General features: G+C 51.8%; 22 protein-coding genes and 1 pseudogene. 10 read left to right on the top strand and 13 right to left on the bottom strand.

Translation table 11 applies throughout. The features are described 5' to 3' along the window. Nucleotides 1-175: 175 nt before the first annotated feature. Entirely contained in the window at nucleotides 176-1843 is a 1668-nt protein-coding gene (gene recN, locus ACJJIY_RS01515; RefSeq protein WP_444896132.1) for a DNA repair protein RecN, read from the bottom strand. 228 nt (nucleotides 1844-2071) lie between these two features. On the opposite strand from recN, the gene grpE reads away from it, so the two are divergent. The 3 genes from grpE to dnaJ all read left to right on the top strand — a co-directional run bounded on the left by grpE (nucleotide 2072) and on the right by dnaJ (nucleotide 6115). Beyond that, the gene (gene grpE, locus ACJJIY_RS01510; protein ID WP_282931312.1) at nucleotides 2072-2692 is read left to right on the top strand and encodes a nucleotide exchange factor GrpE; all 621 of its coding nucleotides are present in this window, start codon (nucleotides 2072-2074) and stop codon (nucleotides 2690-2692) included. A gap of 123 nt (nucleotides 2693-2815) precedes the next feature. Continuing rightward, on the top strand, nucleotides 2816-4762 hold the full coding sequence (gene dnaK, locus ACJJIY_RS01505; protein ID WP_282931313.1) for a molecular chaperone DnaK: 1947 nt from the start codon (nucleotides 2816-2818) through the stop codon (nucleotides 4760-4762). 228 nt (nucleotides 4763-4990) lie between these two features. Continuing rightward, entirely contained in the window at nucleotides 4991-6115 is a 1125-nt protein-coding gene (gene dnaJ, locus ACJJIY_RS01500; RefSeq protein WP_282931314.1) for a molecular chaperone DnaJ, read from the top strand. A 125-nt stretch (nucleotides 6116-6240) separates the two neighbouring features. On the opposite strand, the gene ACJJIY_RS01495 is transcribed toward dnaJ, so the two are convergent. After that, nucleotides 6241-6690, bottom strand: coding sequence for a hypothetical protein (locus tag ACJJIY_RS01495; RefSeq protein ID WP_282931315.1), 450 nt, complete (start codon nucleotides 6688-6690; stop codon nucleotides 6241-6243). Nucleotides 6691-6922: 232 nt separating this feature from the next. On the opposite strand from ACJJIY_RS01495, the gene dapB reads away from it, so the two are divergent. From dapB to greA, 7 genes and pseudogenes are all read left to right on the top strand, one after another. Continuing rightward, entirely contained in the window at nucleotides 6923-7738 is an 816-nt protein-coding gene (gene dapB / locus ACJJIY_RS01490; RefSeq protein WP_444896133.1) for a 4-hydroxy-tetrahydrodipicolinate reductase, read from the top strand. Nucleotides 7739-7962: 224 nt separating this feature from the next. Beyond that, nucleotides 7963-8247, top strand: a pseudogene (locus ACJJIY_RS01485) (ATP-dependent zinc protease family protein); the annotation flags it as partial. A gap of 129 nt (nucleotides 8248-8376) precedes the next feature. Then, complete coding sequence (gene rimK, locus ACJJIY_RS01480; RefSeq protein WP_413665891.1) at nucleotides 8377-9285, top strand: 30S ribosomal protein S6--L-glutamate ligase; 909 nt, start codon at nucleotides 8377-8379, stop codon at nucleotides 9283-9285. Nucleotides 9286-9453: 168 nt separating this feature from the next. After that, nucleotides 9454-10029 carry a YfiR family protein gene (locus ACJJIY_RS01475; RefSeq protein ID WP_444915569.1) on the top strand — a complete coding sequence of 192 codons (576 nt, stop codon included), beginning with the start codon at nucleotides 9454-9456 and terminating at the stop codon, nucleotides 10027-10029. Between the two features lie 330 nt (nucleotides 10030-10359). Then, nucleotides 10360-11508: a glutamine-hydrolyzing carbamoyl-phosphate synthase small subunit gene (gene carA / locus ACJJIY_RS01470; protein ID WP_444934126.1), complete on the top strand. Its 1149-nt coding sequence runs from the start codon at nucleotides 10360-10362 to the stop codon at nucleotides 11506-11508. 112 nt (nucleotides 11509-11620) lie between these two features. Next, nucleotides 11621-14848, top strand: coding sequence for a carbamoyl-phosphate synthase large subunit (gene carB, locus ACJJIY_RS01465; protein ID WP_444891977.1), 3228 nt, complete (start codon nucleotides 11621-11623; stop codon nucleotides 14846-14848). An 87-nt stretch (nucleotides 14849-14935) separates the two neighbouring features. Further along, on the top strand, nucleotides 14936-15412 hold the full coding sequence (gene greA, locus ACJJIY_RS01460; protein WP_413663270.1) for a transcription elongation factor GreA: 477 nt from the start codon (nucleotides 14936-14938) through the stop codon (nucleotides 15410-15412). Between the two features lie 49 nt (nucleotides 15413-15461). Here the strand turns inward: greA and ACJJIY_RS01455 are convergent, their stop codons facing one another. The 11 genes from ACJJIY_RS01455 to ACJJIY_RS01405 form a co-directional block, all read right to left on the bottom strand. Further along, nucleotides 15462-16337: a hypothetical protein gene (locus tag ACJJIY_RS01455; protein WP_444896136.1), complete on the bottom strand. Its 876-nt coding sequence runs from the start codon at nucleotides 16335-16337 to the stop codon at nucleotides 15462-15464. Nucleotides 16338-16785: 448 nt separating this feature from the next. Further along, nucleotides 16786-17667 carry a hypothetical protein gene (locus ACJJIY_RS01450; RefSeq protein ID WP_445358944.1) on the bottom strand — a complete coding sequence of 294 codons (882 nt, stop codon included), beginning with the start codon at nucleotides 17665-17667 and terminating at the stop codon, nucleotides 16786-16788. A 295-nt stretch (nucleotides 17668-17962) separates the two neighbouring features. Further along, on the bottom strand, nucleotides 17963-18853 hold the full coding sequence (locus ACJJIY_RS01445; protein ID WP_444896138.1) for a hypothetical protein: 891 nt from the start codon (nucleotides 18851-18853) through the stop codon (nucleotides 17963-17965). Nucleotides 18854-19159: 306 nt separating this feature from the next. Then, nucleotides 19160-20044: a hypothetical protein gene (locus tag ACJJIY_RS01440; RefSeq protein WP_444896139.1), complete on the bottom strand. Its 885-nt coding sequence runs from the start codon at nucleotides 20042-20044 to the stop codon at nucleotides 19160-19162. A 652-nt stretch (nucleotides 20045-20696) separates the two neighbouring features. Then, nucleotides 20697-21716, bottom strand: a complete 1020-nt coding sequence (locus ACJJIY_RS01435; RefSeq protein WP_444896140.1) for a hypothetical protein — start codon at nucleotides 21714-21716, stop codon at nucleotides 20697-20699. 448 nt (nucleotides 21717-22164) lie between these two features. After that, nucleotides 22165-23187 carry a hypothetical protein gene (locus ACJJIY_RS01430; protein WP_445358943.1) on the bottom strand — a complete coding sequence of 341 codons (1023 nt, stop codon included), beginning with the start codon at nucleotides 23185-23187 and terminating at the stop codon, nucleotides 22165-22167. A 467-nt stretch (nucleotides 23188-23654) separates the two neighbouring features. Continuing rightward, nucleotides 23655-24197: a hypothetical protein gene (locus ACJJIY_RS01425; RefSeq protein WP_444915578.1), complete on the bottom strand. Its 543-nt coding sequence runs from the start codon at nucleotides 24195-24197 to the stop codon at nucleotides 23655-23657. Between the two features lie 59 nt (nucleotides 24198-24256). Continuing rightward, nucleotides 24257-25129 carry a CsgG/HfaB family protein gene (locus ACJJIY_RS01420; RefSeq protein ID WP_413663259.1) on the bottom strand — a complete coding sequence of 291 codons (873 nt, stop codon included), beginning with the start codon at nucleotides 25127-25129 and terminating at the stop codon, nucleotides 24257-24259. 32 nt (nucleotides 25130-25161) lie between these two features. Next, a complete protein-coding gene (locus tag ACJJIY_RS01415) occupies nucleotides 25162-25581 on the bottom strand; it encodes a curli assembly protein CsgF (protein ID WP_413663258.1) in 420 nt (139 codons plus the stop codon). Further along, the gene (locus ACJJIY_RS01410) at nucleotides 25581-26009 is read right to left on the bottom strand and encodes a CsgE family curli-type amyloid fiber assembly protein (RefSeq protein ID WP_413663257.1); all 429 of its coding nucleotides are present in this window, start codon (nucleotides 26007-26009) and stop codon (nucleotides 25581-25583) included. Before ACJJIY_RS01410 ends, ACJJIY_RS01415 begins: the two co-directional genes overlap by 1 nt. Beyond that, entirely contained in the window at nucleotides 26006-26437 is a 432-nt protein-coding gene (locus ACJJIY_RS01405; RefSeq protein WP_282931332.1) for a response regulator transcription factor, read from the bottom strand. Before ACJJIY_RS01405 ends, ACJJIY_RS01410 begins: the two co-directional genes overlap by 4 nt. Between the last annotated feature and the right edge of the window lie 69 nt (nucleotides 26438-26506).

The following is a 26506-nucleotide window of genomic DNA, read 5'->3' as shown; positions in this document are numbered from 1 at the left end:
TATATCCGATGAAAGGGGTGGTTTACCGGATTGTGTGGCGGTCATTTATTGATCTACGGTATAAGATTGCTTACCAAAATGCACCATTTTTGCCCTTTGGTGACATTTGGCGCCGGAATTGTATGAAGGAGGTAGGGCTGACTCCATAGCCAGCCCGAGAGAAGGGTTTGGGGGATTAAATTCTCTCCAGCATTTCCTCAGCATGAGCCAGGGATTGGGCGGTGGGGGCGCCGCCGAGCATGCGCGCCACTTCTTCGCGGCGCTCGCCGTTGGTGAGTTCGCGCAGTGCCACAAAAACACTTTCGCCATCGCTGTGCTTCTCCACCAGGTATTGGCGGTGGGCTCGCGCCGCTACCTGGGCCAAGTGGGTCACACAGATCACCTGGCCGCTGCGACCATTGCGGGTTTCTCCCAGTTGACGCAGCAGGCGGCCCACCACATCACCGGTGGCGCCGCCGATACCCACATCCACCTCGTCGAATACCAGGGTGGGGGTGCGGGAGGTTTGCGCAGTTACCACCTGGATTGCGAGGCTGACCCTGGAGAGTTCACCGCCGGAGGCAATCTTGCCCAGGGGGCGAGGCGGTTGGCCCGGGTTGGTGGAAATTAAAATTTCTGCTTCTTCAAGTCCCTGGCTATTGGGCGTATCCAGCTCTTGTAGTGATAGCTCTACTCGAGCGTGAGGCATGGCCAGGTCGGCCAGCTGGCCGTTCACGGCCTCCGCCAGCGAAGCTGCCGCTTTACTGCGCAGCTTGCTGAGTTTGCCGGCAACTTTTCTGTATTGCTTCTCCAGTTGTTCACAATCTGCGGCAAGGCGCTCCAGGGCATCTGGGCTGCCGATATCGTCCAGTTCTGCCTGTAACTGCTGCTGTAGTGCCGGCAGCTCCTGCGGTTGGACTCGGTGTTTACGCGCCGCCTGGTAGATGGCGCTGAGCCTGTCTTCAACTTCGGAGAGTCGCTCCGGGTCCATCTCGAAGCGGTCGATATGTCGGGAGAGGGTGGCTGCGGCCTCATCCACCTGGATGCGCGCACTGTCGAGCATCTGCGCCACTTCCACTAAGGCTGGGGCCTGCCCGGGCATGGAGGACAGCAGTTGCAGGGCGCGGTGCAGCTGTTCGGCGATATCGCCTTCACCGCCGGACAAGAAAGCGGCCAGCTGGTAGCTGCCACTGAGGATTTCTCCGGCATTGGCCAGCTGTTGCTGTTCGCTCTCGAGGGACTCTATTTCCCCTTCGCTCAAGCCAAGTTGATCCAGTTCCTTAAGCTGGTATTCCAGCAAGTGGCGGCGGGCTTCGGCTTCCTCGGCGCTGTCGGCCAGTGTGCGATAGCGGCGATAGTGATCCCGCCAGGTTTTGAAGCGGCTGCGGGTCTCTGCGGCGAGTTCCTGGGCCTGGGCGTATTCATCCAGCAGGCGCAGGTGTGTTTCTTTCTTCAGCAGGGATTGGTGTTCGTGCTGGCTGTGGATATCGATTAGCTGCTCGCCCAGGGCGCGTAGCTGCAACAGAGTGACCGGTTGGCCGTTGATATAGGCGCGGGAGCGGCCGTCGGCGCCGATAGTGCGGCGCAGAATGACCTCCTGCCCGGCGTCCAGCTCCTGGGACTCGAGCCAGCTGGCAGCGCTGGGGTGCTCGGCGATATCAAATGTGGCGCTAATATCGGCGCGATTGGCGCCGGTGCGCACAAGCTCAGCGCTGCCGCGACCGCCTAGTGCCAGGCCGAGGGCATCCAAGGTGATTGACTTACCCGCGCCGGTCTCGCCGGTCAGGGTGCTGGTACCGGGACCAAACTCCAACTCCAGTTGGTCCACCAGGGTGAATTGGCTGATAGACAGATGCAGCAGCATAGAGATCGCTTGTGTCCTTGCTAATCGGCGGGCGCCCGGCCCAATTAGTGGTTATTTATACAGTATTCGTTCCCGGTTAGCTATAGGGGCGGGGCCACATTACTCTGAGGATGTGCGCTAGCGCGAAAAACCACTTGAACTGTGCGGGGATGTCCCCATATAGGCTCCAGTGCCCGAGAGACGGGCTCAACTCACATTACTGACAGAGTCGACGCGACGGAGAAAGCAGTGGCCAGAGAGCGCAGCGAAGAAGATCAGATTAAAGAGGGGGCGGAGCACGCACCAGCTACAGACGAGGGCGTTTCAGCAGAGATTGAAGACCCTTCCTCTATAGAAAGCGAACTTGCCGAGGAAGCCCTGCGGGAAGAGGCCGAAGGTGCCGATGCCCTGCACGAGGAAATTATCAAGTTGCAGGAGCAGCTGGCAGCGCACAAGGATATGGCCCTGCGCGCCCAGGCGGAAGAGCAGAATGCCCGCCGCCGCGCGCAACAGGATATCGAGCGCGCGCGCAAATTTGCGGTAGAGAAGTTGCTGCAGGATTTGCTACCTGTAGTGGACAACCTCGAGCGTGCACTGGCGACGATCGATACGGCCGACGAAGCCAACAAGGCCTTGGTAGAAGGTATCGAGCTGACCCACAAATCTTTCGTTGAAACCCTGACGAAAAATGCTGTGGAAGTTGTCGATCCGGCCGGTGAGCCCTTCGACCCTGAGCTGCACCAGGCTATGACCCAGGTGCCCAACGGCGAGGTGGAGCCGAACACGGTTCTGGATGTGTTTCAAAAAGGTTATCGCCTCAATGGCCGCCTGGTTCGCCCGGCCATGGTGGTGGTCAGCAAAGCGCCGTAACGGCAGAAGTGTAAAGCGGCCTTGAAATTTAGCGGCCGGCACCAATATAGCTGACATCAAGAATTATTCGCGCGGTGTAAACAGAACATAGCTGGCAGCGCGCATCAAAAGAGGATTTTACAGATGGGAAAAATTATCGGCATCGACCTGGGTACCACTAACAGCTGTGTAGCGGTACTGGATGGTGACAAAGCGCGTGTAATCGAAAACGCCGAAGGCGATCGCACTACACCTTCTATTGTTGCCTTCACTGACGACAACGAAATTCTGGTAGGTCAGTCTGCCAAGCGTCAGGCGGTGACCAATCCCCAAAATACTCTGTTTGCGGTTAAGCGTTTGATCGGCCGTAAATTCAAAGACGACGTTGTCCAGAAAGATATCAAGATGGTTCCTTACACCATCACTGAAGCTGACAACGGCGACGCTTGGGTAGAAGTGAAAGGCGATAAAAAAGCTCCGCCGCAGATCTCTGCCGAAGTCCTGAAGAAAATGAAAAAGACTGCGGAAGACTTCCTCGGCGAGAAAGTAGAAGCTGCAGTAATTACCGTACCGGCTTACTTCAACGACTCCCAGCGTCAGGCCACTAAAGACGCCGGCCGCATCGCGGGCCTGGACGTTAAGCGTATTATCAACGAGCCGACTGCCGCTGCACTGGCATACGGCCTGGACAAGCAGGGCGGTGACCGCACTGTAGCGGTATACGACCTGGGTGGTGGTACCTTCGATATCTCCATCATCGAAATTGCCGACGTCGATGGCGAGAAGCAGTTCGAAGTACTGTCCACCAACGGTGACACTTTCCTCGGTGGTGAAGACTTCGACCTGCGCCTGATCGAATACCTCGCAGACGAGTTCAAGAAAGACCAGGGCATCGACCTGAAAGGTGACCCCCTGGCAATGCAGCGCCTGAAAGAAGCTGCAGAAAAAGCCAAGATCGAGCTGTCCTCCAGCCAGCAGACCGAAGTCAACCTGCCGTACATCACTGCAGACGCTACAGGTCCCAAGCACTTAGTGGTTAAACTGACCCGCGCCAAGCTGGAAAGCCTGGTAGAAGAGCTGGTTACCCGTTCCCTGGAGCCGGTAAAAATCGCTCTGCAAGACGCTGACCTGTCCGCTTCCGGTGTAGACGAAGTGATCCTGGTAGGCGGTCAGACCCGTATGCCAATGGTTCAACAGAAAGTCACCGAGTTCTTCGGCAAAGAGCCGCGCAAAGACGTTAACCCCGACGAAGCCGTTGCCATGGGTGCTGCTATCCAGGGTGCCGTACTGTCCGGTGACGTTAAAGACGTACTGCTGCTGGACGTAACTCCGCTGACCCTGGGTATCGAAACCATGGGTGGCGTTGCGACTCCGCTGATCGACAAGAACACCACTATCCCCACCAAGAAGTCCCAGGTTTTCTCCACTGCGGATGACAACCAGACTGCGGTAACCATTCACGTGGTTCAGGGTGAGCGCAAGCAGGCTGCACAGAACAAATCCCTGGGTCGTTTCGATCTGGCCGATATCCCACCGGCACCGCGCGGCATGCCGCAGATCGAAGTAACCTTCGACATCGATGCCAACGGTATCCTGCACGTACACGCGAAGGACAAGGCCACTGGTAAAGAGCAGTCCATCGTGATCCAGGCTTCCTCCGGTCTGTCCGAGGACGAGATCGATAAGATGGTTCAGGACGCTGAGGCCAATGCCGAAGCGGACAAGCAGTTCGAAGAGCTGGTGCAGACTCGCAACACGCTCGACGGCCTGATTTCTGCGACCAAGAAAACTCTGGAAGAAGCTGGCGACAAAGCTACCGCTGAAGAGAAAGCAGCTATTGAAGCGGCTGTTACCGAAGCGGAAGAAGCCGTTAAAGGCAATGATAAGGCCGCAATGGAAGCTGCAACTACCAAGCTGACTGAAGCTTCCGGTCCGGTTGCCCAGAAGATGTACGCCGAGCAGGCTCAAGCCGCTGGTGCTGAAGGTGCCGCTGGCGCTGGTGCCCAGGGCGAGCAGCAGTCCTCCGCTGGCGACGACGCGGTAGACGCAGAGTTCGAAGAAGTTAAGGACGACAAAAAAGAAGGTAAGTAAGCGTTCGCTTGCAATTCCGGTGGCAGCTTTTAAAGTGGCCGCCGGAGAACTTCAGGGGCGCGGCGCCTTACTTTCAGAGGCCCGCGCCCTGTGTTGTTTCAGGTATCCGCCAATATTTGCCGAGTTTTCGCAGTTTTGGTGGTGCTCCGTTCGCGGAGCTTAGTTAGAAACCGAGAAGTAGAAAGAGAGTTTGGCCGTTCTTGATGCCGGACCAGAGAACATAGTTTTATGTCGAAACGCGATTATTACGAAGTCCTCGGCGTCGAGCGCGGCGCTTCGGATGCAGAGCTGAAAAAAGCCTACCGCCGGGTGGCAATGAAGTTTCACCCGGACCGTAACCCCGATGACAAGGAATCTGAGAACAAATTCAAGGAGGCCAATGAGGCCTACGAGGTTTTGTCGGATTCCGAGAAGCGCGCAGCTTATGACCAGTTTGGCCACGCCGGTGTGGAAGGCCAGATGGGCGGTGGCGGCGCTGGTGGATTCGGTGGCTTCTCCGATATTTTTGGCGATGTGTTCGGCGATATCTTCGGTGGTGGCGGCGGTGGCCGTCGCGGCGGCCCTGCTCGCGGTTCCGATCTGCGCTATGACCTGGAATTGGACCTGGAAGACGCGGTGCGCGGCACCACGGTCAAGATTCGCGTTCCGACTCTGGCAGCCTGTGGTACCTGTAGCGGTTCCGGGGCCAAGCCCGGTTCCTCTCCGCAAACCTGTGGCACCTGTGGTGGTGCTGGCCAGGTGCGTATGCAGCAGGGTTTCTTCTCTGTTCAGCAAACCTGCCCCAACTGTCGCGGTCGCGGTACCACTATCTCCGATCCCTGTGGCAGCTGTCACGGTCGCGGTCGCGTAGAGGAAACCAAAACCCTGTCCGTTAAGGTACCGCCCGGTGTGGATACCGGCGATCGCATTCGCCTGTCTGGTGAAGGTGAAGCCGGGCCCGATGGCGGCCCCGCTGGTGACCTCTATGTACAGGTAGTGGTAAAAGAGCACGATCTGTTCCAGCGTGATGGCAAGAACCTCTACTGCGAAGTGCCGATTAGTTTCGTTTCCGCTGCCCTCGGTGGTGAGCTGGAAGTGCCGACTCTCGACGGTAAAGTGAAGCTGAAGATTCCTGCGGAAAGCCAGACCGGCAAGCTGTTCCGCCTGCGTGGCAAGGGTGTTTCCCCGGTTCGCGGTGGTGCAACCGGCGACCTGCTGTGTCGCGTTGTGGTAGAAACACCGGTGAACCTGTCCGGCAAGCAAAAAGACTTGTTGCAAGAGTTCTCTAATACCCTCAGCGAAAAGAAAAATTCACCGCGTCAGACCGGTTGGTTTGAAGGAGTGAAAAACTTCTTTGGTGATATGAAGCTTTAATCGCTGTTAGCACCGGCAAAACCTTAAATTGTTTTGCGGGTTGCCTATTTAAAAAGGCTCGAGAGCATTAGCTTTCGGGCCTTTTTTATTTCCGGGTGAGTTTTATCCCCCCAATGGAATGCCTTCTATTGGGATGTTTTGGTTCTCAAGCGGGCTGCGAATTCACTCAGGAATTCCTGTTGGATTTTTTGCGCTTTGCGCAGTTGCTCCTTATTTAAAATACCTTCCAATTCTTTGTGTGTTTCCAGGCTGATAGCTGCGAATTGAGCGCCAATTTCGCCGCGTTGCTTGGGGGTTAGAGCGACCTTTTCACCACTGAGTAATCCGTATTTTTCCAGCACCGCTTTTTTCTCTGCGAAGCTTTTTTGCATAATGGGTAATACGGTTTTTTCCTGTCCCGGGGTGAGCTGCAAACGCAGCGTCACCCAATCGGTAATATCATCATACTTCTCCCAAAAGTCTGGATTGGCATTTTGCTGCTGGGCAGATGCCGGCGTGCTGCCAAAAGCCAGGCTCAGAGAGATCACTACCACCATGATGTGTGGTAGATGGTTGGACAGGATCATCAGTCGCATGTTGGCGCTCCATTTACCCCTCACAGTAAAGCGTAGCAGTGGCCGCTGATATCGCTTTTTGCGCAAGTATCCTCTTGGTAATTTAAAAATATGTGGATATTTCTTTTTGTTTTACTTTTGCGGAGTGACTAGCGATTTTTGGACTCGCTAATACTGGCTTACTGGTATCTATGCGCTCTACCGGGTGCGTTGTAGAATCCAGAACCTTAAAGATTTGGACTGGAGTGCTGTGATGGCGGTAAAAGTGGCGGTGACGGGATTTGGTGGTCGAATGGGACGAGCGTTGGCGGAGGCTTTGTCCCTGTCTGATAAGGCCGAACTGTCAGCGGCTATAGTGCGGCCTGGCTCCAGCTTGGTCGGCGCCGATGCCGGTGAAGTTGCCGGTCTAGGCCGCAGCGGTCTCGCTATTGTGGACAGCCTCGATAAGGCGGACTTTGACGTACTTATTGATTTCACTGCCCCTAAAGCAACTGTGGAAAATACTGCCTATTGTGCGGAGAAAAACCTCCCCATTGTAATCGGCACCACGGGCTTTGATAGCGAGCAAAAAAATAAAGTATTGGCTTATGCGGGTCAGGTGCCGCTGTGCCTCGCCAGTAATTTTTCCACCGGGGTAAACCTGTGCTTTAAATTGTTGGAAACTGCTGCGCGGGTAATGGCGGAAGAGGCCGATATCGAGATTGTCGAAGCCCATCATCGCCACAAAGTGGATGCACCTTCCGGCACGGCACTGAGTATGGGAGAAGTGATTGCGGAAACTCTGGGGCGCGACCTGGATAAAGTGGCAGTTTACGGTCGCGAAGGTCAAACCGGTGCCCGCGATAGGGATACTATCGGTTTTGCCACAGTGCGCGGTGGTGACGTAGTGGGTGAGCATTCGGTGATGTTTCTGGCGGAAGGTGAGCGGGTCGAAATTAGCCACCGCGCCAGCAGCAGGCTCTCTTTTGCTCGCGGTGCTGTGCGCGCGGCACTGTGGATGATGGGAGAGGAAGGGAGTGCGCGGGCGCCTGGGCATTACGATATGCGCGATGTGCTCGGCCTTAACTAATCTTACAAAGAGTAAATAAATTCAGCGCCTGCAGGGGCGCTGTGAAAGAAATTTTCGATTTTCATTTGCCCGCCATTTTTGCGGGTAAAACTAAAAGGCCGGCGACATTCGTTCGACCGGTCACCCTGTAACCTTCCTTTGAGGAACCTCGATTGGAAAGAAAGCTGATTGTCGGCAGCGAGGAGTGGTGCGGGCTTCCCGCACTCGGCGTCCCGGCGATTAAGGTGCGTGTGGACTCCGGGGCTAAAACTTCCTGTTTGCACGCTTACAACATCCATACCTTCAAGCGCGATGGCGAACCCTGGGTGAGTTTTGAGGCGCATCCACTGCAGCACCAGCGCCGCCCTTCAGTGCGTTGTGAGGCGCGGCTTTTGGATAAAAGGCTGGTGCGCAGCTCCTCCGGAGAAAGCGAAAAACGCCCGGTAATTCGTACCTCTATTTCCATTGGTGGCAGTGTCTGGGATATCGAACTGACCCTGACCAATCGGGACAGTATGGGCTATCGCATGTTGTTGGGGCGCGAAGCCATGATTGGGCGAATGCTGGTAGATCCGGCTGAGAGCTTCTGTATTGGCGATATCCCGAAAAGCCAGTTGGATGAATATTATCGGGATGAGCACCATATTGCCGGTACCGGCCTGCGCATCGGGCTGCTGGCATCGAACCCGGATCTCTATAGCAACCGGCGCATTATGGAAGCGGGAGCCGAGCGCGGACATCGCATGAGTTTTCTCGATATCCGCCAGTGCTATATGAAGCTCGACCCTGATGAGCCGGAAGTGCACTACCGGGATGGTCGCATACTCAATAGCCTGGACGCGGTGATTCCCCGTATTCGCCCCAGCCAGACTTTTTACGGTTGTGCGCTGACGCGGCACTTTGAGAGCCTGGATATTTTTGCCCTGAATGGCTCTGCCGCTATCAGTCAGTCCCGGGATAAATTATTTTCCCTGCAGTTGCTGCAACAAAGTGGATTAAATATTCCCACCTCCGGGTTTGCCAATTCCCCAGTGGATACCAACGAGCTGATCGAAATGGTGGGCGGTGCGCCACTGGTAGTGAAGTTGCTGGAGGGAACCCAGGGGCGTGGTGTGGTTTTGGCAGAAACCCGCAAGGCTGGGGAGTCGGTGATTAATGCGTTTAAGTCTCTCAAGGCCAATCTTCTGGTGCAGGAGTTTATTCGCGAGGCGGAGGGAAAGGATCTTCGCCTGTTTGTTATCGATGGTCGTGTGGTGGCCTCGATCCAGCGCGAGGCGGCACCTGGGGAATTTCGTGCCAATATTCACCAGGGCGGTACGGCTTCAGTAGTTAAAGTTACCGCCGAGGAGAAGCGCCTGGCGGTCAAGGCTGCCAAGGTGTTGGGGCTCAAGGTGGCGGGTGTGGATATTATTCGCTCCCGCAAGGGGCCGCTGTTATTGGAGGTAAATTCCTCACCGGGACTTGAAGGCATCGAGAGCGCTACACGCAAGGATGTGGCTGGAGCCATGATCATATCTATCGAAAAGGCGTTGAAGTGGCGCCCGATATTGCCGGGGGAGGATCTTTAGGCGCTGTAACTCTGGTCCCGGCGGGGGCCTTTGCGTTGGGCTAATCTGAGTAGGTGGCCGGGCTTTTCGCTGGCGCGCAAATAGAGCCGCAGCGAGCTTTGGCCGCTGCGGGTAACAGCCCACCGCAGCTTCCTTTCGGGAGATGCAAACCGCAGGGTTTGAGCTTCTATGACGATATCCAGCCCAGGTTCACTTCGCACTATTCCCGCCCTGATACTTTTCCTGATAGTACTTTTCACCGGTGTGGGTGCCCAGGCTGCGGTGCAGCTCTCCGATACGCCTTTGGGGCGACGGGTAATGGTGGATTACATAGTGCACTTCGCCTACCACCTACAGTGGCCGGTCAATGCCTTCGCCAACAGCAGTGCCCCGTTCAAGGTGTGCCTGATGGGTGGGGACTCTCTCGGTGAGCCACTGGCGGCCCGGTTCAAGAATCAGCGTATTGATGGGCGGGATGTGGAGCTTGAGAAAATTGAGGTCAAGGAGATGCTGCGGGCGCGCAAGTGCCAAATTGTGGTGCTGAGTACCCTGGATCGCCCCACACTGCTCAAGGCGTTGGTGGCACTGGAGTTTTTCCCGGTTCTGACGGTGAGCGATGCCGAGCGCTTTGCCGCCACTGGCGGTATGATCGAGTTTGCCGACAGCGGCCGCGAGGTGGCCCTGCGTATGAATAAGACCATGCTGGAGAAGGCGGAGCTGAAAATGGGCAGCAGTCTTTTCCGGTTGGGACGCAAGCCGGAGTGAGATTTTCAGGGAAAGTAGCCTGGCGTATTTTTGCACTAGCGTCCAGAGGTGAATTCGCGTAGAATCTGCGCCCGATTTGGGCCGGTGCCGCGAAGCTGAATCGCGCAGCGTGAGCCTACTAAAAAGCTGGCGGCAACCGTCGGCCACTTTGTGAGAATCACGCGTGAAAAGATTTTTAAAGCGAGATGAAGCTGCGATGTTTCATCTCGCTTTTTTATGCGCGCACCAGTCAGGAGCCCGCGTGCTCCGAAGCCCGCAAACCCCGCCCGGAAGCAGTTCTGAAGATTGGAGTTCAATTTGACTAAAGCTGTCCCTACGTCGGAGGCTTTCATGCCCCACAACTTTATGCAGAGTACAACTCCCGCGCTGCTGGTGCTCGCAGATGGTAGTGTCTTTGAAGGACGCGCAATCGGTGCCCATGGCAGTTCTGTTGGCGAGGTCGTGTTCAACACATCCATGACCGGCTACCAGGAGATCCTCACCGATCCCTCCTACGCCCGCCAGATTGTGACTCTGACCTACCCGCACATCGGCAACACTGGCACCAACCAGGAAGACGAAGAGTGCGCTGATATCTGGGCCGCCGGCCTGGTAATCCGCGACCTGCCGCTGCTGGCCAGCAGCTTCCGCAACGAGCAGTCCCTGGAGGACTACCTGCGCGAGCGCAATATCGTTGGTATCGCCGATATCGACACTCGTCGCCTGACCCGCCTGCTGCGCGACAAAGGTGCGCAGAGCGGTTGCATCGTTGCCGGTGACAATATCGACCGCGAAGAAGCCCTGGCCAAGGCCAAGGAATTTGCCGGTCTGAAAGGGATGGACCTGGCCAAGGTAGTGAGCACCAAGGAAGCCTACCCCTTTAGTGAAGGTACCTGGACTCTCGGCGAAGGCCACAAGGCCGCGCCGGAACAGCCCTTCAAAGTAGTGGCTTACGACTTTGGTGTGAAGCGCAATATCCTGCGCATGCTGGTGGATCGCGGCTGTGACATCACCGTAGTACCGGCGGAGACCCCAGCGTCCGAAGTACTGGCGATGAATCCCAACGGTGTATTCCTGTCCAATGGCCCCGGCGACCCCGAGCCCTGCGAATACGCAATCACCGCTATCCGCGAAATCCTGGACGCGGGCATCCCCACCTACGGCATCTGCCTGGGCCACCAGTTGTTGGGCCTGGCGGTGGGCGGTAAAACTGCCAAGATGAAGTTCGGTCACCACGGTGGTAACCACCCGGTACAAGACCTGAACAGCACCAAGGTGATGATCACCGCGCAGAACCACGGTTTTGAAGTGGACGCCGACAGCCTGCCGGACAATGTGGAAGTTACCCACAAGTCCTTGTTCGACGGTACCTTGCAGGGTATTCACCTGAAGGACAAGCCGGCCTTCAGCTTCCAGGGACACCCGGAAGCGAGCCCGGGCCCACACGATGTGGCGCCGTTGTTCGACCACTTTATCGATTTGATGAAAGAGCGCGCCTAAGGGCGTAGCCGCCCAGGGTAGGGCAATTAACCGCCGCTTTTGCGGCGGTTTTAACAAGAAACGAATGAAATTTAGCGCAGCCGGCCTTTGCCGGTAGTAGAACGGAAGAAAGATGCCAAAACGCACAGATATCCAAAGCATTCTGATTATCGGCGCAGGCCCCATCGTGATCGGCCAGGCGTGCGAATTTGACTACTCCGGCGCCCAGGCCTGTAAGGCGCTGCGCGAAGAGGGTTACCGGGTGATCCTGGTGAACTCCAACCCGGCCACCATCATGACCGACCCGGCCATGGCCGATGCCACCTACATCGAGCCGGTGGAGTGGCGCACCGTTGCCAAGATTATTGAGCAGGAGCGCCCCGACGCCATCCTGCCCACCATGGGTGGCCAGACAGCACTGAACTGCGCCCTGGACCTGGACAAGCACGGTGTCCTGAAGGAATTCAATGTCGAGCTGATCGGTGCGGACAAAGACGCTATCGAGAAAGCGGAAGACCGCGACCTGTTCGACAAGGCGATGAAGGCGATCGGCCTGGAAACTCCGCGCGCCAAGATCGTCCACTCCATGGAAGAGGCGAAGAAAGTACCGGAAGAGTTCGGCTTCCCGGTAATTATCCGTCCGTCCTTCACCATGGGTGGTTCCGGTGGCGGTGTGGCCTACAACTGGCCGGAGTTTGAAGAGATCTGTAAGCGCGGTCTCGACCTCTCCCCCACCAACGAATTGCTGATCGACGAATCCCTGCTCGGCTGGAAAGAGTACGAGATGGAAGTGGTTCGCGATAAGAACGACAACTGCATCATCGTATGTTCCATCGAGAACTTCGACCCGATGGGCGTACACACCGGTGACTCCATCACCGTTGCCCCGGCGCAGACGCTGACCGACAAGGAATACCAGCTGATGCGCAATGCTTCTATCGCGGTACTACGCGAGATCGGCGTTGAGACTGGCGGCTCCAACGTACAGTTCGGCGTTTGCCCGAAGACTGGCCGCGTAGTTGTGATCGAGATGAACCCCCGCGTATCCCGCTCCTCCGCACTGGCCTCCAAGGCCACCGGCTTCCCGATCGCCAAGGTCGCGGCCAAGCTGGCGGTGGGTTACACCCTGGACGAGTTGCAGAACGATATCACCGGCGGTGCTACCCCGGCGTCCTTCGAGCCGTCTATCGATTACGTTGTTACCAAGATCCCGCGCTTCACCTTTGAGAAATTCGGTGAAGCCGATGCGCGCCTGACCACCCAGATGAAGTCTGTGGGTGAAGTGATGGCAATTGGCCGTACCTTCCAGGAGTCCATGCAGAAAGCCCTGCGCGGTCTGGAAGTGGGCAGCTTCGGCCTGGAAAGCAAGATTGACCCGAGCAAAGACGGCGCTGAGACCCGCCTGCGCAGCGAACTCTCCGTTCCGGGTGCCGAGCGCATCTGGTACGTGGGCGACGCCTTCCGTATGGGAATGAGCGTCGGCGAAGTTTACGACCTGTCCGGTATCGATCCCTGGTTCCTGGTACAGATTGAAGAGCTGATCAAAATCGAAGAGCCGCTCAAGTCACTGCCTACCTCGGCGCTGACTACTGAGCAAATGCGCTTCCTCAAGCGCAAAGGCTTCTCCGATCGCCGCCTGGCGGACCTGCTGGGGGTGAGCCAGAAGACTGTGCGCGAATTCCGTCACAAGCTGGGTGTATTCCCGTCTTACAAGCGCGTGGACACCTGTGCTGCTGAGTTCAGCACCTCTACTGCTTACATGTACTCCACCTACGATGAGGAGTGCGAAGCGCAGCCGTCCGACAAGAAGAAAATCATGGTACTCGGCGGTGGCCCCAACCGTATCGGCCAGGGCATCGAGTTCGACTACTGCTGTGTACACGCCGCACTGGCGATGCGCGAAGACGGTTACGAGACTATCATGGTCAACTGTAACCCGGAGACTGTTTCCACCGACTACGACACTTCCGACCGCCTCTACTTCGAGCCGGTAACCCTGGAAGACGTGCTGGAAATTGTTGCCAAAGAGAAGCCGGAAGGCGTGATCGTACAGTTCGGCGGCCAGACTCCGCTGAACCTGGCGCGCTACCTGGCCAACGAAGGTGTGCCGATTATCGGTACCACACCAGAGCAGATTGACCGCGCTGAAGACCGCGAGCGCTTCCAGCAGATGATTATGCGTCTCGGCCTCAAGCAGCCGAAAAACGCCATCGTGCGCTCTGTCTCCGAAGCCATCCAGGCGGCGAAAGATGTGGGTTACCCGCTGGTTGTGCGCCCGTCTTACGTATTGGGCGGCCGCGCGATGGAGATCGTCTACAAAGAAGACGAACTGCTCACTTATATGAAAGAAGCGGTACAGGTTTCCGACGAAGCGCCGGTACTGCTGGACCACTTCCTCAACGCCGCTATTGAGGTGGATATCGATGCGGTATCCGATGGCAAGGACGTTGTGATCGGCGCCATCATGCAGCACATTGAACAGTGTGGTGTTCACTCCGGTGACTCCGCTTGCTCCCTGCCGCCTTATAGCCTGCCGGCGGATGTGCAGGACCGTATGCGCGAAGAAGTGAAAGCCATGGCTCGCGAGCTGGGCGTAGTTGGCTTGATGAATACCCAGCTGGCCTACCAGGACGGCGAGATCTACGTGATCGAGGTGAACCCGCGCGCTTCCCGAACTGTACCTTTCGTCTCCAAGTGCATCGGCACTTCACTGGCGAAAGTGGCTGCGCGCTGTCAGGCGGGTATCAGCTTGCAGGAGCAGGGCTTTACCGAAGAAATCGTACCGGACTACTACTCCGTTAAAGAGTCTGTATTCCCGTTCAACAAGTTCCCGAAAGTGGACCCGATTCTCGGCCCCGAGATGAAATCCACCGGCGAAGTAATGGGCGTAGGTGCTACCTTCGCAGAGGCCTTCGACAAGGGCCTGGTTGCCGCTGGCGACCGTCTGCCGGAGTCCGGACGCGCATTTATCTCTGTGCGTGACTTCGACAAGGCCGATGCAGTGGGCGTAGCCCGCGATCTGGTGGAGCTTGGCTTCGAAGTAATTGCCAGCCGTGGCACTGCCAAGGTCTTGCAAGAAAACAATATTCCCGTTACAACCGTCAACAAGATGAGTGAAGGTCGCCCGCATATCGTCGATATGATTAAGAACGACGAGATCGCACTGGTAGTGAACACTACCGAAGGGCGCCAGGCGATTCGCGACTCTGCGGATATCCGTCGCAGTGCCGAGAACCACCAGGTGTGTTACACCACCACCCTGGCAGCGGCCCAGGCCATGGCGATGGCCATGCGTCAGGAGCAGCCGCTACAGGTTCGCCGCCTGCAAGACCTTCACCAGCGTGTCGTAAAGCTGTCTTAATAGCTTTAAAACCAACTTGTGAAATCCAACCGGGCCCCGTGATCTCACTGGGCCCGGTTTTGTCGTAACAATAATGGAGGTCCCACATTGAACCGGGTACCAATGACCGTTGAAGGCGCAGAAGCGCTGCGCTCAGAGCTGGACAATCTGAAAAAAGTTGAACGCCCTACCGTTGTACAGGCGATTGCTGAAGCGCGCGAACACGGTGATTTGAAGGAAAATGCCGAATACCACGCGGCGCGGGAAAAGCAGGGCTTTATCGAAGGCCGTATCCAGGAAATCGAGAGCAAGCTTTCCCACTCTCTGGTCATTGATGTGAAAAGCATCGAGCCCAGTGACAAGGTAATTTTCGGTACTACGGTAACGATTATTCACCTGGATGACGATAAGGAAGTCACATACAAAATTGTGGGTGACGACGAGGCCGATGTTAAAAAGCACAAGATCTCGGTGAACTCTCCGATTGCCCGCGCGTTGATCGGCAAGGAAGTGGGTGATGTGGTGGTGGTCCAAACACCTTCCGGTGCGGTGGAGTACGAAATCGATGCGGTTGAGCACCTGTAAATTCGAGGTGATTAAAAAAAGGGCGGCCATGGGCCGCCCTTTTTTTTTGTTATTGCCAAACGTAACTTTGGTTAGCATGGCCAGACTGCATTACTGTGGCAGTTTCATAGAGGCCGAACTGTCCCACCAGGCTATTGTTGTTGTGCCCTGATTGGCGCGCCGAAGCGGTGTGTCCAGAACCGATCTGTCCCAGGTACACATCATTGTGGTGGCCTCTCTGGCGGGCGCGTGCACTGTGGTCATACCCAGCCTGGGAAATATCCGCTTCCTGGTTGTGGCCACGCTGACGCATACGGGCGTAGTGATCACCACCTACCTGACGAATATCACCATCATTGGATTCACCGGACTGGCGCATGCTGGCATCGTGGCCAAAGCCGCTCTGGAAGGTATCTGCGTTGTGCAGTTCTCCTCTCTGGCGAATAACGGTCTCAGAACCAACGCTAACAACCTGGGTGGCGGTTGCCGTGTTGTGGCTGTCCATCTGGCTAATCATCACCATGTTGCCAGCACCTGCAAATTGATAGGTGAGAGCGTAGTGGTTGTCGCCAGATTGCTGATGGGCGGAGTAGCCGCCCAGCTGTCCAATCTGGTAGGTCTCAGACACGTTGGTGCTGCCGGACTGGAAGCTGAACGACTCGTTGCCGGCACCGCCGCTTTGCAGCAAGTGCGCTGAATGGTGATCACCTTCCTGGTACTGGTACCCATAGCTGCCGAGTTCAATGCTATGAGTGATCTCTGCATCATTGCTATGGCCATGCTGTTCCTGCATAGCGTTGTTATCCCAGGTCAGCGGCCCGGTCTGATCGATAGTGGCATTGTTGTGGCCGCCATTCTGGTCCTGAGTGGCGGTGTTGCCGCCCGCATAAGCGGTTCCACTGATGGCCAGGGTTAGGGCTACAGCGATAGGGGTCAAAGTCTTCATGAGTGTCTCCATTACTACAAACTTCAATGAGCATCACATGGTGAAATACCAGCCTAAGTGGCTGAAAAGGGGTGGCACGTCATCCTGCGCCAAGGGTTTTACAGCAGGTGCACCTAGCCGGAGGGGTAGGTATCACTGTAAATAGGGGGAGCAGCGTTGCCACAAAGGCATTGCCGCCAGTCAAACAGGTAAGCGGGAGAGTAGGACTGATACATTTTGATGGCTTCCCTGATACTGCTTAGGAGTCCAAAATTTCGTTCCGTCCTCAATATTCTTGCTGGGAATTGGGGCAGTCGCTATAGGAGAGAAGTTGTAAATCCTTGAGAAGAAAGTGCTATTGCACAGTACCGAATTTAACTTTTCTCTCTCTATAGCTTTTACCTGTTGCTATGAATAGCGCGGGGATTTAAGTCGGATTTATTGATTGGCAATTTTGTTGCGAGCCTATTTACTGTGAAATATGGCTACTGTTGGAAATGCCGATCTGTAGGGTGTTACTGGATGCTCCCGCCCTTATCTGGCTGGCTTGGACCTGGTTAAATAGGCCAATCTGGGTACTACTGGCCATTTGATTTAGACCTTGTTGAGAAAATGAAACGTTATTTTCCAGCCCAATTTGGTTTGATTGATTGGTATTGCCAACACCAGCTTGCAAAGAATTTGCTGAATTTAACAACCCTTCCTGTGACGCTGACGATGAATTACCCGTGCCCAGCTGCTCCATTTCGGAAAAGTTAAGTGCGCCTGTCTGGGTAATTGAAGATTCATGGGCGATACCGGTTTGCTCACTGACACCTAAATTAAGCAAACCCGCCTGTGAGATTGAGGCATTACCGGTAAAACTAAATACTTGTGCCACGACGGCGACATTGGCTCTATCTGTCTGCTCAATATTGACGCTGTTATTGGCCCCGGAAATTTGTACCGTGGTGGCAACCTGTCCCTGTCCATCCTGAGTATGCAGGGAGAAACCGTTTATTTGGTTAACTTGCCGGGTGAGTGATCTGCTATTAGAGCCAATCTGTACGCTCTGTCCCGCATTGTCGCTCCCAGAAGATTGGGAGACTCTGGAAAAATGATTGCGGCCAGTTTGAAATTGGGAAATTGTGCTGTTGATTTCTATGGATTGAATGCCGGTGGCGTCATTAAAAAAGCCAATTTGCTCTTGCAGGATTAAGTTGCCCTCATTAAGCGGAAACCTCTGGTTGGCAACGGCATTGTTGCCAATACCAACCTGTATCTGCTCTACGGTTTGGTCATTCCCAAAGGCGGAATTGACGGAAAGAAATGCGATAAATGTGACTACCGGCGAATAAATAACTTTTTTCACGAATACCTCCACGACTACATAACAAGGAGCATGAAAATTACGGCTTTAAAGTGCGGTGTTGGCAAGCAAACATAGGGAAATTACTACTGGAAATTAAATTCCGGACAGTAATTATTAAGAACGTTAAAAGCGAATTGACCCAACTACCGCTATTTTCATTGTTGATGGCGGTATAGTAAGTTTCTATAGGGCTTTAGTCTCAATTTAATGAGAAATAAGTATCAAGAAATGAATGCTTTTACCTCAGGAATCCAGTCGGAATAAGTTGACCTTACTCCGACTGGTAATAACTTCGTTACTGTAAAACCACTGCCGTATTACCGGTACCGGTTTGGGTAATATTGGCAGATTGGGAGAAACCATTTTGAATCACAGTTGCATCATTCATACTGCCAGACTGATTGACGATCACCATATGGCCACCGCCTAATCCACCATTGCCGGCCTGCATAATATTGGCGGAATTCAAGAAGCCGTCCTGAGTGACATAGGCACTGTTATACCAGGACACTTGCACGATGGTGGCCATGTTGCCCTCGCCGTCCTGATAGAGGTCCAGTTCGTTGTACATATCGGACTGGGCGACATCTGCGCTGTTGGCGGCGCCGATCTGTTGGATACTGGCGTAGTGCCCGGTGCCTTCCTGGCTGATTATGGCTTCATGACTTGAGCCTTGCTGGAAAATCATCGCATCGGAATTAAAGCTTGCATATTGTCCAATTAATGCGCCGTGGAGTTCGCCCATTTGCTCAATAACAGAGACATTATCGCTACCGAGGTGTTGTTGGATCTCTGCCTCATTACCGGACCCCACCTGGCGTATTGTCGATTGCCCATGCTGTGTGGCCAATTGATAGCTACTGGCACGATTATTAGAGCCCGACTGGAATATTTCTACGCTATTTGCGATCCCATCCATTTGCAGGCTATAGGCGTCGTTAAGACTGCCTTCTTGTATTTGGATAATTGAGCTTTCAATTTCGTTTTGCTGTACGGCCTCTGCAATATGAGCAGAGCCGTCCTGACTGATCTCCAGGTGATTATCGATAGCGCTTGGGTCAGTTTGATCCGCTACAGCTGAGTTACTGGAGCCACTTTGGGTGATTAATGTAGTATTTTCTGCAGCATAACCCAAGCTGGTGGCAGATATCGCCAGTACCAGTGGAATTACGGTAATCTTCTGCACGGCTAACTCCTGTGTATTACCGTCTAGTGGTAAATCCGGTCGTTAAAACTTTTGCCTGTGTTACCTGTGAAGTGAGTAACGTCAAAATGTGAGAAATCGTTTACATGGAAAACTGTAGACGAAGAATTTTGAAACCACTGCTACGTAAGAAAATATTGATGCAGTATTTTTATCAGGTAAGGAAAGAATGCCATTCTTTGGGTAGCTTTGTAAGTGACTCATAAATTAAAGCTGGCATTAAAAAATGCATTCTTTCCTCTATGTATATTGAAAATATAATAACTTTCAGCCGGAACGAATATGCCGCTACTGCATGATAAATCCTTGGTTTAACATACCATTCTGAATGCCAATAGCCGTTTGATTGTCGACGCTTTGGGTAATAGTATGAAGGTTAGTTGTTCCTATCTGGGTACTGCTTGCAGTTTGCATTGCTCCAGCTTGATCCACGATGGACATATTGCCAGTACCATCTTGTAGCGTAGAAACCAACAAAATATCTCCCGTCTGGGTCTGGGTACTAATGTTACCATCTCCTATCTGGGTACTTGTTGCTACCAGGATGTCACCCGTTTGTATAGAAAAGTAAGTATTCAGATTGCCCGTTTGCGAGGAGGTCAACAGATTATCAAACCCTGTTTGTTCGGCATCTGCGCTATTTTGATCACCCGTTTGAGACACATTTAGGCTGTTAAACGTGGTGGTAGTTTGAGTCACTAACATCTGGTTATCAAAGCCAGACTGATAGAGGTTGACTGTATCGAAACTACTATCTGTTTGGGAGAAAATGATGTCATTTGCAGAATTGAACTGAGAAATGTCAACAAAGCTAGAAGATGTACTGTCCTGTAAAGTAGAGGCGAAATTTCCAGCGCCCTCCTGATAGATATTTACCTCTGCATCATCTGAAAAATTAGTTTGAGTCGAGTCAGCTTCATTCCCCAGCGTTACCTGTTCATGCCTGATGATACTCAAGTTGGTTGAAGTGTCTTGCCGGCTTTTGCTAACCTGTGCTTCATCTGCCTGAATAACCTCAATAAGGTTGTTAGTTGTTGTTGGGTCTACTTGGTTTGCAGTCACCTGGTGATTGTTACCCGTTTGTTCCACGGTAGTTGTATTTCCATCCGCATAAGTAATTGACCCGACAAGGCATAGACTGATGCCCACGGAAATTGGTGTATGGATTCGCATCGATATCTCCGATTGAAGGTAAGGTGGATTTTTCTTATCCCCATGATTTCAGTTGCGGTGAAGCATCAAGCCTAGGAAGGACAAAAGACTCCATAGATAGGGTATGGCATTTATTGCGCAAGGAGTTTGGCACACCTTGTTTTATTGCTATCCCTAATAGGTATTATCTCTGGAGTACCTGACAATACCCTGATGCTGGTATGAGTTTTATCGTAAGCCTCAAATATTGCTATGGGAAGTTAGTGCCTAAAAAATAGGAATATTTTCTTTGTTGTTGTTTTTTACGCTAGAGCACTAAGGTTGCTGGATAAGTGGACTTAAATGAAATTCAGTTAGGGGCTCGATAGGGCGACCCTTGTTTAAAGCCCTAATCAGGGTTGCTTAAAAATAAATCCCATATTATTACTGTTTTGGGTAGTATTAAATGTGTAGGGGTCTCCAATTTTAATTTTGGCAGCTGGATTTTTTGCAGCAATGAGATCGCCCTGGTCTACTGTAGCGTGCCATTTTTGGTAAGCTGAGTCGGGAGAGGTTTGGATTTTGTGGGGCTGATTCTACGTGTATATAGGGGTTAATACTTGTTTAGCACAATATAAACCGATAAATTTTTTCAGATAAAAAGGCCGGCTTTAAAAGTCGGCCTTAATTTTGGCTACTGAATAATAATTGCCATGTTGAAATCACCTACTTGAGCAGGCGCTGCTGCATTAAGATCCGTAGACTGAGTAACGGTAATTGTATTGAAGTTGCCAAGTTGTGATGCCGTAGTGGTGTTAAAGTCACCAGGCTGCGTCACAGTTAAGTTATTGAACGTGCCGTCCTGGGCTGCTGATGAAAAGTTATCGAAACCTACCTGCGTAACAACAGCTACGTTAGACGTCCCTACCTGTGCGGTGACAGCCCAGTGATCACCACCACTTTGATTGTGTACCAAAGTCTGGCCAGTACCGCTCTGGAAACCTTCACTATAATTGCCGTCGTCAGATTGGCTGAAGAAGATGGTGTTGAAAGAGCCATCCTGGAAGGAGAGTGTTGTACTGTTACTGGCCAAGACTTGCTGATGGGCGACTACATTGGTGTCTCCCGCTTGAATCATCGTCATGCTACTTGATGTGGTGCCACTTTGTGTCGCTGAAGCAGTGCCATTAGTACCTGTTTGACTAATAACCGCTGAGTTTAATGATGTAGCGGTTTGTATGCCTGCAGCAACATTACCATCACCGGACTGATTAATGACTAGAGTATCATTTGCACTAGTGGTCTGAGCGGTAGTTGCAAGTTGTGATCCACCACTTTGGGTAATAGTTGCAACACTGGTGTCTACAAAACTCTGGACCGTTGTAGCAATCTGTCCATCATCTATTTGCGTGATAGTAGCGACAGGAACATTAGAATCATTTTGAAAAGACTCCGCAAAGTTCAAGTCTCCTACTTGAGTTTGAGTAATTACTCCTAAGTTATTACTACTGGTTTGCTCTGCGTAAACCTCATTGTTGTCACCAGTTTGAGTCTGGGTGATCAGGTTATTAGTTACCGTCGGATCACTCTGATCAGCGGTTGCCATGTTACCAGTACCGTTCTGATTGAGAATGGCGGTATTGTTCGATGCGAAGGCTCCGGTGCTGGCGATCGCCAGAAGAACACTGGCGGCAATAGGTGTGTACTTGGTCATCTGTAACTCCATATAGATGTCAAATATCGCTGTACAGTTTTTACAAACAAAAAGAAAACAGCATCATTTGATATTGGAAGAGTCTCATCCTCAGGCATATTACAACCGTGCCAGAAGTATGTGAGGAAACTGGGATGAACCCGACTGCTTAATAACCTTCACATTCCTTGTGAAACCTAGCAATACCATTTAAACAGCAGCTTGATGCTGATTAGAGTTTTGTCGTCTTCTGGAGTTACAGCCATAGGACGGAAGTGCCGAAACCTTAGGAATAAAGTTCTTTTTTGAACTAGCTATGGCAAATAATGCCAGCTGATTTGGGGGGTGGCATTAAATGCATGAAATGGTTGTTTCATGGGAATTTAGGGCTAGTAATAATAATTGAAGCTTGCACTTAGCCCACCAAGTTGAAAATAGGCCGGCCAATTAAGCCGGCCTACCCCCTTTACTATTGAATGATAATTGCCATGTTGAAATCACCTACCTGTGTAGGTGTAGCCATGTTGGTATCGGTTGCCTGAGTTACGGCAATAACGTTGTTATTACCGGTCTGCGAGGCGACAGTGGTATTGAAATCTCCTGGCTGGGTAACGGTCAAGCTATTGAACGTTCCATCCTGGTAGCCTTCAGAATAGTTATCAAAGCCTGTCTGGGAGATCACGCCAATATTGGTGGTGCCCACTTGCTCGGTATAAGCCCAGTGATCATCTCCAACTTGAATGTGAGTCAAGCCCTGAGTAGTACCATTTTGGAAGCCCTCGCTGTAGTTCCCATCACCAGCTGTCTGTGATGAAGTGAATGTGTTGGAAGTGCCATCCTGGAAGGAAACTGAGGTGCTGTTGGTGGCCAGGTTTTGAATAAGTACTACAGAGTTTGTGGTACCTGCCTGGGTAGCATTAACAGTGCTCAAGGTACTGGAAATTTGAGTAGAAGTTGCAGTATTGGTGGTTCCTGTTTGGGTTAATATTGCGGTGTTAAATGAACCATTAGTTTGGATAACATTACCTACATTACCGTCGCCGGACTGAGTCACTACAGCAGTATCATTCGCACTGATAGTTTGAGTTACTGCTGCTGTTTGTGGACTACCACTTTGGGTGACAGTAGCAACGCTGGTATCTACAAAACTTTGTGTAGTTGTTGCAAAGTGACCGTCGTTGATTTGGGTGATAGTAACAATTGCAGTACTGGAATCATTCTGGAAGGACTCTGCGTCATTCATGTCCCCGACTTGAGTTTGGGTAATTACACCGGAATCATTAAAGCTGGTTTGCTCTGCATAAACTACGTTGTTGTCACCGGTTTGGGTTTGTGTGATCAGGTTGTTGGATACAGTGGCATCACTCTGATCAGCCGTGGCCATGTTGCCAGTGCCATTTTGGTTGAGAATGGCGGTATTGTTGGTAGCTAAGGCTCCGGTACTGGCGATCGCCAGAAGAACACTGGCGGCAATAGGTGTGTACTTAGTCATCAGTAACTCCATAGGGATGTCAAATATAGCTGTACAGCTTTTTACAAATAAAAGAATTCAGCACCATTAGATATTGGGAGTGTTTTGTCTCAGGACACGATACGGCTGTGTCAGGCGTATGTGAGCTATCTGGAGTGAAACCGACTGCTTCTAACCTTCACATTCCTTGTGAAACATCTAGCAATATCATTTTTAACAGCAGCTTGATGCTGAATAGAGTTTTGTCGTCTTTGGGGGTTGTGGCTATAGGGCAGAAGTCTCGAAACTTTAGGAAGAAAGTTCTTTTTTTTAGGTGGGGTGATAAAGCTTGTCAGAAAATTCTTTTATACGGCGCGAGGTTCAAATAATCACATTTCTGATGAATTTTCTAAGTTGCTGTAATAATTATTGTCACTTAATAAGCTTACATGAATTAAAATAAAGAAGTCTAATCAGGTGAAAGGGAATCAGAGAAGTATTATTATTTATTAGTCATATTGGCTAATATACGTTGTTGTAGCAGTTCCGCTAACAGTGACCGAAGTGTGAAGGCCATTCCCACTTTGGTAAATATTGACGTTATGAAAACTGCCAATCTCTTCCACATGGGCACTATTTTGTATTCCAAATTGGGATATACCCGCGGTATTGCCAACTCCATACTGGTCGATATCTATAAAATTCTCAAAACCTATTTGTATCAACATTGAATAGTTGTAATTCCCGACCTGACTCGATGTGATAATATTATCCTCACCAGATTGGGTGACCGATAAACTATTTCTATTGCCGTCCTGGTGAGCAGAAGTGTAGTTGTTACTACCTGATTGGCGGGTATGTATGTTGTTGTTTCCACCTTCCTGGTTGATTACGGTTAAATTTGTGACGGAGTAAAGATTGGCTGCGCTTAATTCGCTCGCAACAGCCAATTCACTGCTGGAATCCAAGTCTGAGCAATGGCCTAAACCCGGAAGATTAACAACAGCCATTGCTAGGGTGGCAGAAAAAATAACTCTGAATTTATGGTACATCTTTCCAAGTATCCCAATTTTAAGCCGAGCTTAAAAATATAATTTGTCAGTCATTGATACTACATAATGACAGTGCTGTCATTAAGGTAGTACTGCAATATCGGATTTTCGATCTCATCCGGATTGGCAAGTGCCCAAGAGTTGTGCACGATGCCTTCACTGATCAAATGAATCACAGCAGATTCCATCGCTGAAAGCATAGCAAGCTGTGCGGGTTCATTATAAGTAGTGCCAGCTTCTAATTCCAACAGGCGCCGATATTTTACGTAGCGAAATACATCGGCACTGATTGCCTTGGAGTAGACGGTTTTAGATGTCAATACAGAGTGGAGTACCCGCCCGGAACGAATATCTATGGCCCGCAAGTTCACTGTTACCTGATCCACGCGATACTGCTCGTCTGCGCCAATACCAAAATAGCGAGCACCTGCGCCACCGGTTTGAATATTTTGGTCGTAGGCAACAATGCCGCCTTCTAATAGGACATTCGCAGCTACGAGTGTGGGAAGTGGCACACTGTTATTGACGGGAATATCCGGCTTGGTTAATCCTGCACGGATAATCTTCCGCTCTGTCAGCAGATTTTGCAGCCCTTCACGTTCCAACGGGATAAACCAGCCGGACTCATTGAGTACGTCCATCAGCATGGCCGCGCCACCTTGGGTGACTGCGGTAGAGAAACTGCTGTTTGGTGCGGGTTTGTACTGGCCAGTCTGATCGCGGAAACCGTATACCGCCACCAATATTTTACCCTTCGGTTGCGGAAGGTTGATCAGGTCCCGATAGGTGTTTTTCCTCGGGGTGAGCATTGCATCTGTGATGCCCGGACCAAAAAGTGCATCGCCCACATCTTTGACCGCGGAACAACTACTTAGCGTCATTAATGTCGCTACGATGGGCAAAGCTATCACTTTTTTTATTGCATTACGCATTGCCAAAGAATCCTTTGAAATTTAAACGTTCGTTAGTTTGTCGGGTTTAGCCCGCTTACAACGATTTCGCTTTTATCTCCGGTACTGCGGTCGGTGATAAGTACTGTCAGGACACCATCGTTATCAACGATTTGTACGATAAAGTCGTCTGTAATCAGTTCTCCACTATTACCATCACCAACATCGGTTAGAAGTTGGTTTAGCAGGCGGGTTTCCAGCGAGTCGCTGAACCTATCCAGAGCACTGGGTTGTTCATAGAGGCTGTCTGGTTTATCCGGATCTTCGTGAGTATCTTGTGACTGCGCATTTTGCAGAAGGTAAGTACCATTGAGTGGGTTACCACCAAAATTGGGGTTTACCGGTTCATAGATTAATTCGGTGGCCGAGACGTGATGATATGAAAACGCCGCCAGAGAAAAAAAAGCGGTACCCAGTAATGATTTGATCTTCATTAGAATTCATCCTTACCCAAATCAAAGGTGTCTGTGAGTGAGCTGCGAACACGCGCTTGCAGTACTTCCTGGTGAATATATTGCGCGGCCTCATCGGCCAAGCGATGAATATTATTGGTGCTTGGACTGATAAAACGCCTGAAAACAATTTTGTCGTTATAGGTAACCCAGATGAGATTTCCCCAACGTGCTGAGGGTCTTTCGTAAATAGTTAAGTTGTAAGTGGCATCTGGATAATTAAGGTTTCTGTATTCGCTCATGTAGCGGGCAAAATCGTGCCCGGTACGGGTTATTGTTCGATCAATATTGAATCCACTGATTTCGTCTTCGAGTTTTCCAGAATCGGTATCTGCTGGAGGGACCTCTGTGTCATCCTGGCCAAAGGCCAGGGATGCACACAGTGTCAACATCAACAGGGTTAATCTCATATCCTCTCTTCCTGGAGATTGAGCTTGGCCCAATTACTGGCCTGCAGCCGGTTTTTAACTCCAATTTTCCGGAAAATGTTATACATGTGATTTTTCACAGTGTGTTCGCTAAGGTGCAATTTTGTTGCGATCACACTGTTGGGTTCACCGGTAGTGAGTTGTCCGAGTATTTCCTGTTCCCTGCGGGTAAGAGGGAGGGAGTTTTGTGGGCTGATATGTTGTCGCCCCTCGGCACTGTGAATCGCGGTATCCAATTTGTGAATAAGGTTTTCCTGACTGGTATTGCTGTCACAAAGTAGGTGAAAACCTTTCTGGCGTAACTTTTCCGATATATGAATGGGTAGGTTGGCTGGGAGATTAATCAGTAAAGCTTTTGCATGACTAATCTTCTTTAGATCTGAAAGAAACTGCTTTGAGTCAGAGCTCACACCAATTTGCCAGCAATCTATCACGATAGCCTGATAATGCTGCAGGCAGTTTTTTTGTTTTCCAATGCT

The organism is Microbulbifer maximicatervae (SeqCode), assembly GCF_052468155.1.
This window is presented reverse-complemented; position numbering and strand designations above follow the sequence as displayed.

Bases quoted from the DNA above. Each gene is read 5' to 3' on its own strand.
- recN (WP_444896132.1), bottom strand. From the start codon at position 1,843: ATGCTGCTGCATCTGTCTATCAGCCAATTCACCCTGGTGGACCAACTG.
- dnaK (WP_282931313.1), top strand. From the start codon at position 2,816: ATGGGAAAAATTATCGGCATCGACCTGGGTACCACTAACAGCTGTGTA.
- dnaJ (WP_282931314.1), top strand. From the start codon at position 4,991: ATGTCGAAACGCGATTATTACGAAGTCCTCGGCGTCGAGCGCGGCGCT.
- ACJJIY_RS01495 (WP_282931315.1), bottom strand. From the start codon at position 6,690: ATGCGACTGATGATCCTGTCCAACCATCTACCACACATCATGGTGGTA.
- dapB (WP_444896133.1), top strand. From the start codon at position 6,923: ATGGCGGTAAAAGTGGCGGTGACGGGATTTGGTGGTCGAATGGGACGA.
- ACJJIY_RS01475 (WP_444915569.1), top strand. From the start codon at position 9,454: ATGACGATATCCAGCCCAGGTTCACTTCGCACTATTCCCGCCCTGATA.
- carA (WP_444934126.1), top strand. From the start codon at position 10,360: ATGCCCCACAACTTTATGCAGAGTACAACTCCCGCGCTGCTGGTGCTC.
- carB (WP_444891977.1), top strand. From the start codon at position 11,621: ATGCCAAAACGCACAGATATCCAAAGCATTCTGATTATCGGCGCAGGC.
- ACJJIY_RS01455 (WP_444896136.1), bottom strand. From the start codon at position 16,337: ATGAAGACTTTGACCCCTATCGCTGTAGCCCTAACCCTGGCCATCAGT.
- ACJJIY_RS01440 (WP_444896139.1), bottom strand. From the start codon at position 20,044: ATGCGAATCCATACACCAATTTCCGTGGGCATCAGTCTATGCCTTGTC.
- ACJJIY_RS01435 (WP_444896140.1), bottom strand. From the start codon at position 21,716: ATGACCAAGTACACACCTATTGCCGCCAGTGTTCTTCTGGCGATCGCC.
- ACJJIY_RS01430 (WP_445358943.1), bottom strand. From the start codon at position 23,187: ATGACTAAGTACACACCTATTGCCGCCAGTGTTCTTCTGGCGATCGCC.
- ACJJIY_RS01425 (WP_444915578.1), bottom strand. From the start codon at position 24,197: ATGTACCATAAATTCAGAGTTATTTTTTCTGCCACCCTAGCAATGGCT.
- ACJJIY_RS01420 (WP_413663259.1), bottom strand. From the start codon at position 25,129: ATGCGTAATGCAATAAAAAAAGTGATAGCTTTGCCCATCGTAGCGACA.
- ACJJIY_RS01415 (WP_413663258.1), bottom strand. From the start codon at position 25,581: ATGAAGATCAAATCATTACTGGGTACCGCTTTTTTTTCTCTGGCGGCG.
- ACJJIY_RS01410 (WP_413663257.1), bottom strand. From the start codon at position 26,009: ATGAGATTAACCCTGTTGATGTTGACACTGTGTGCATCCCTGGCCTTT.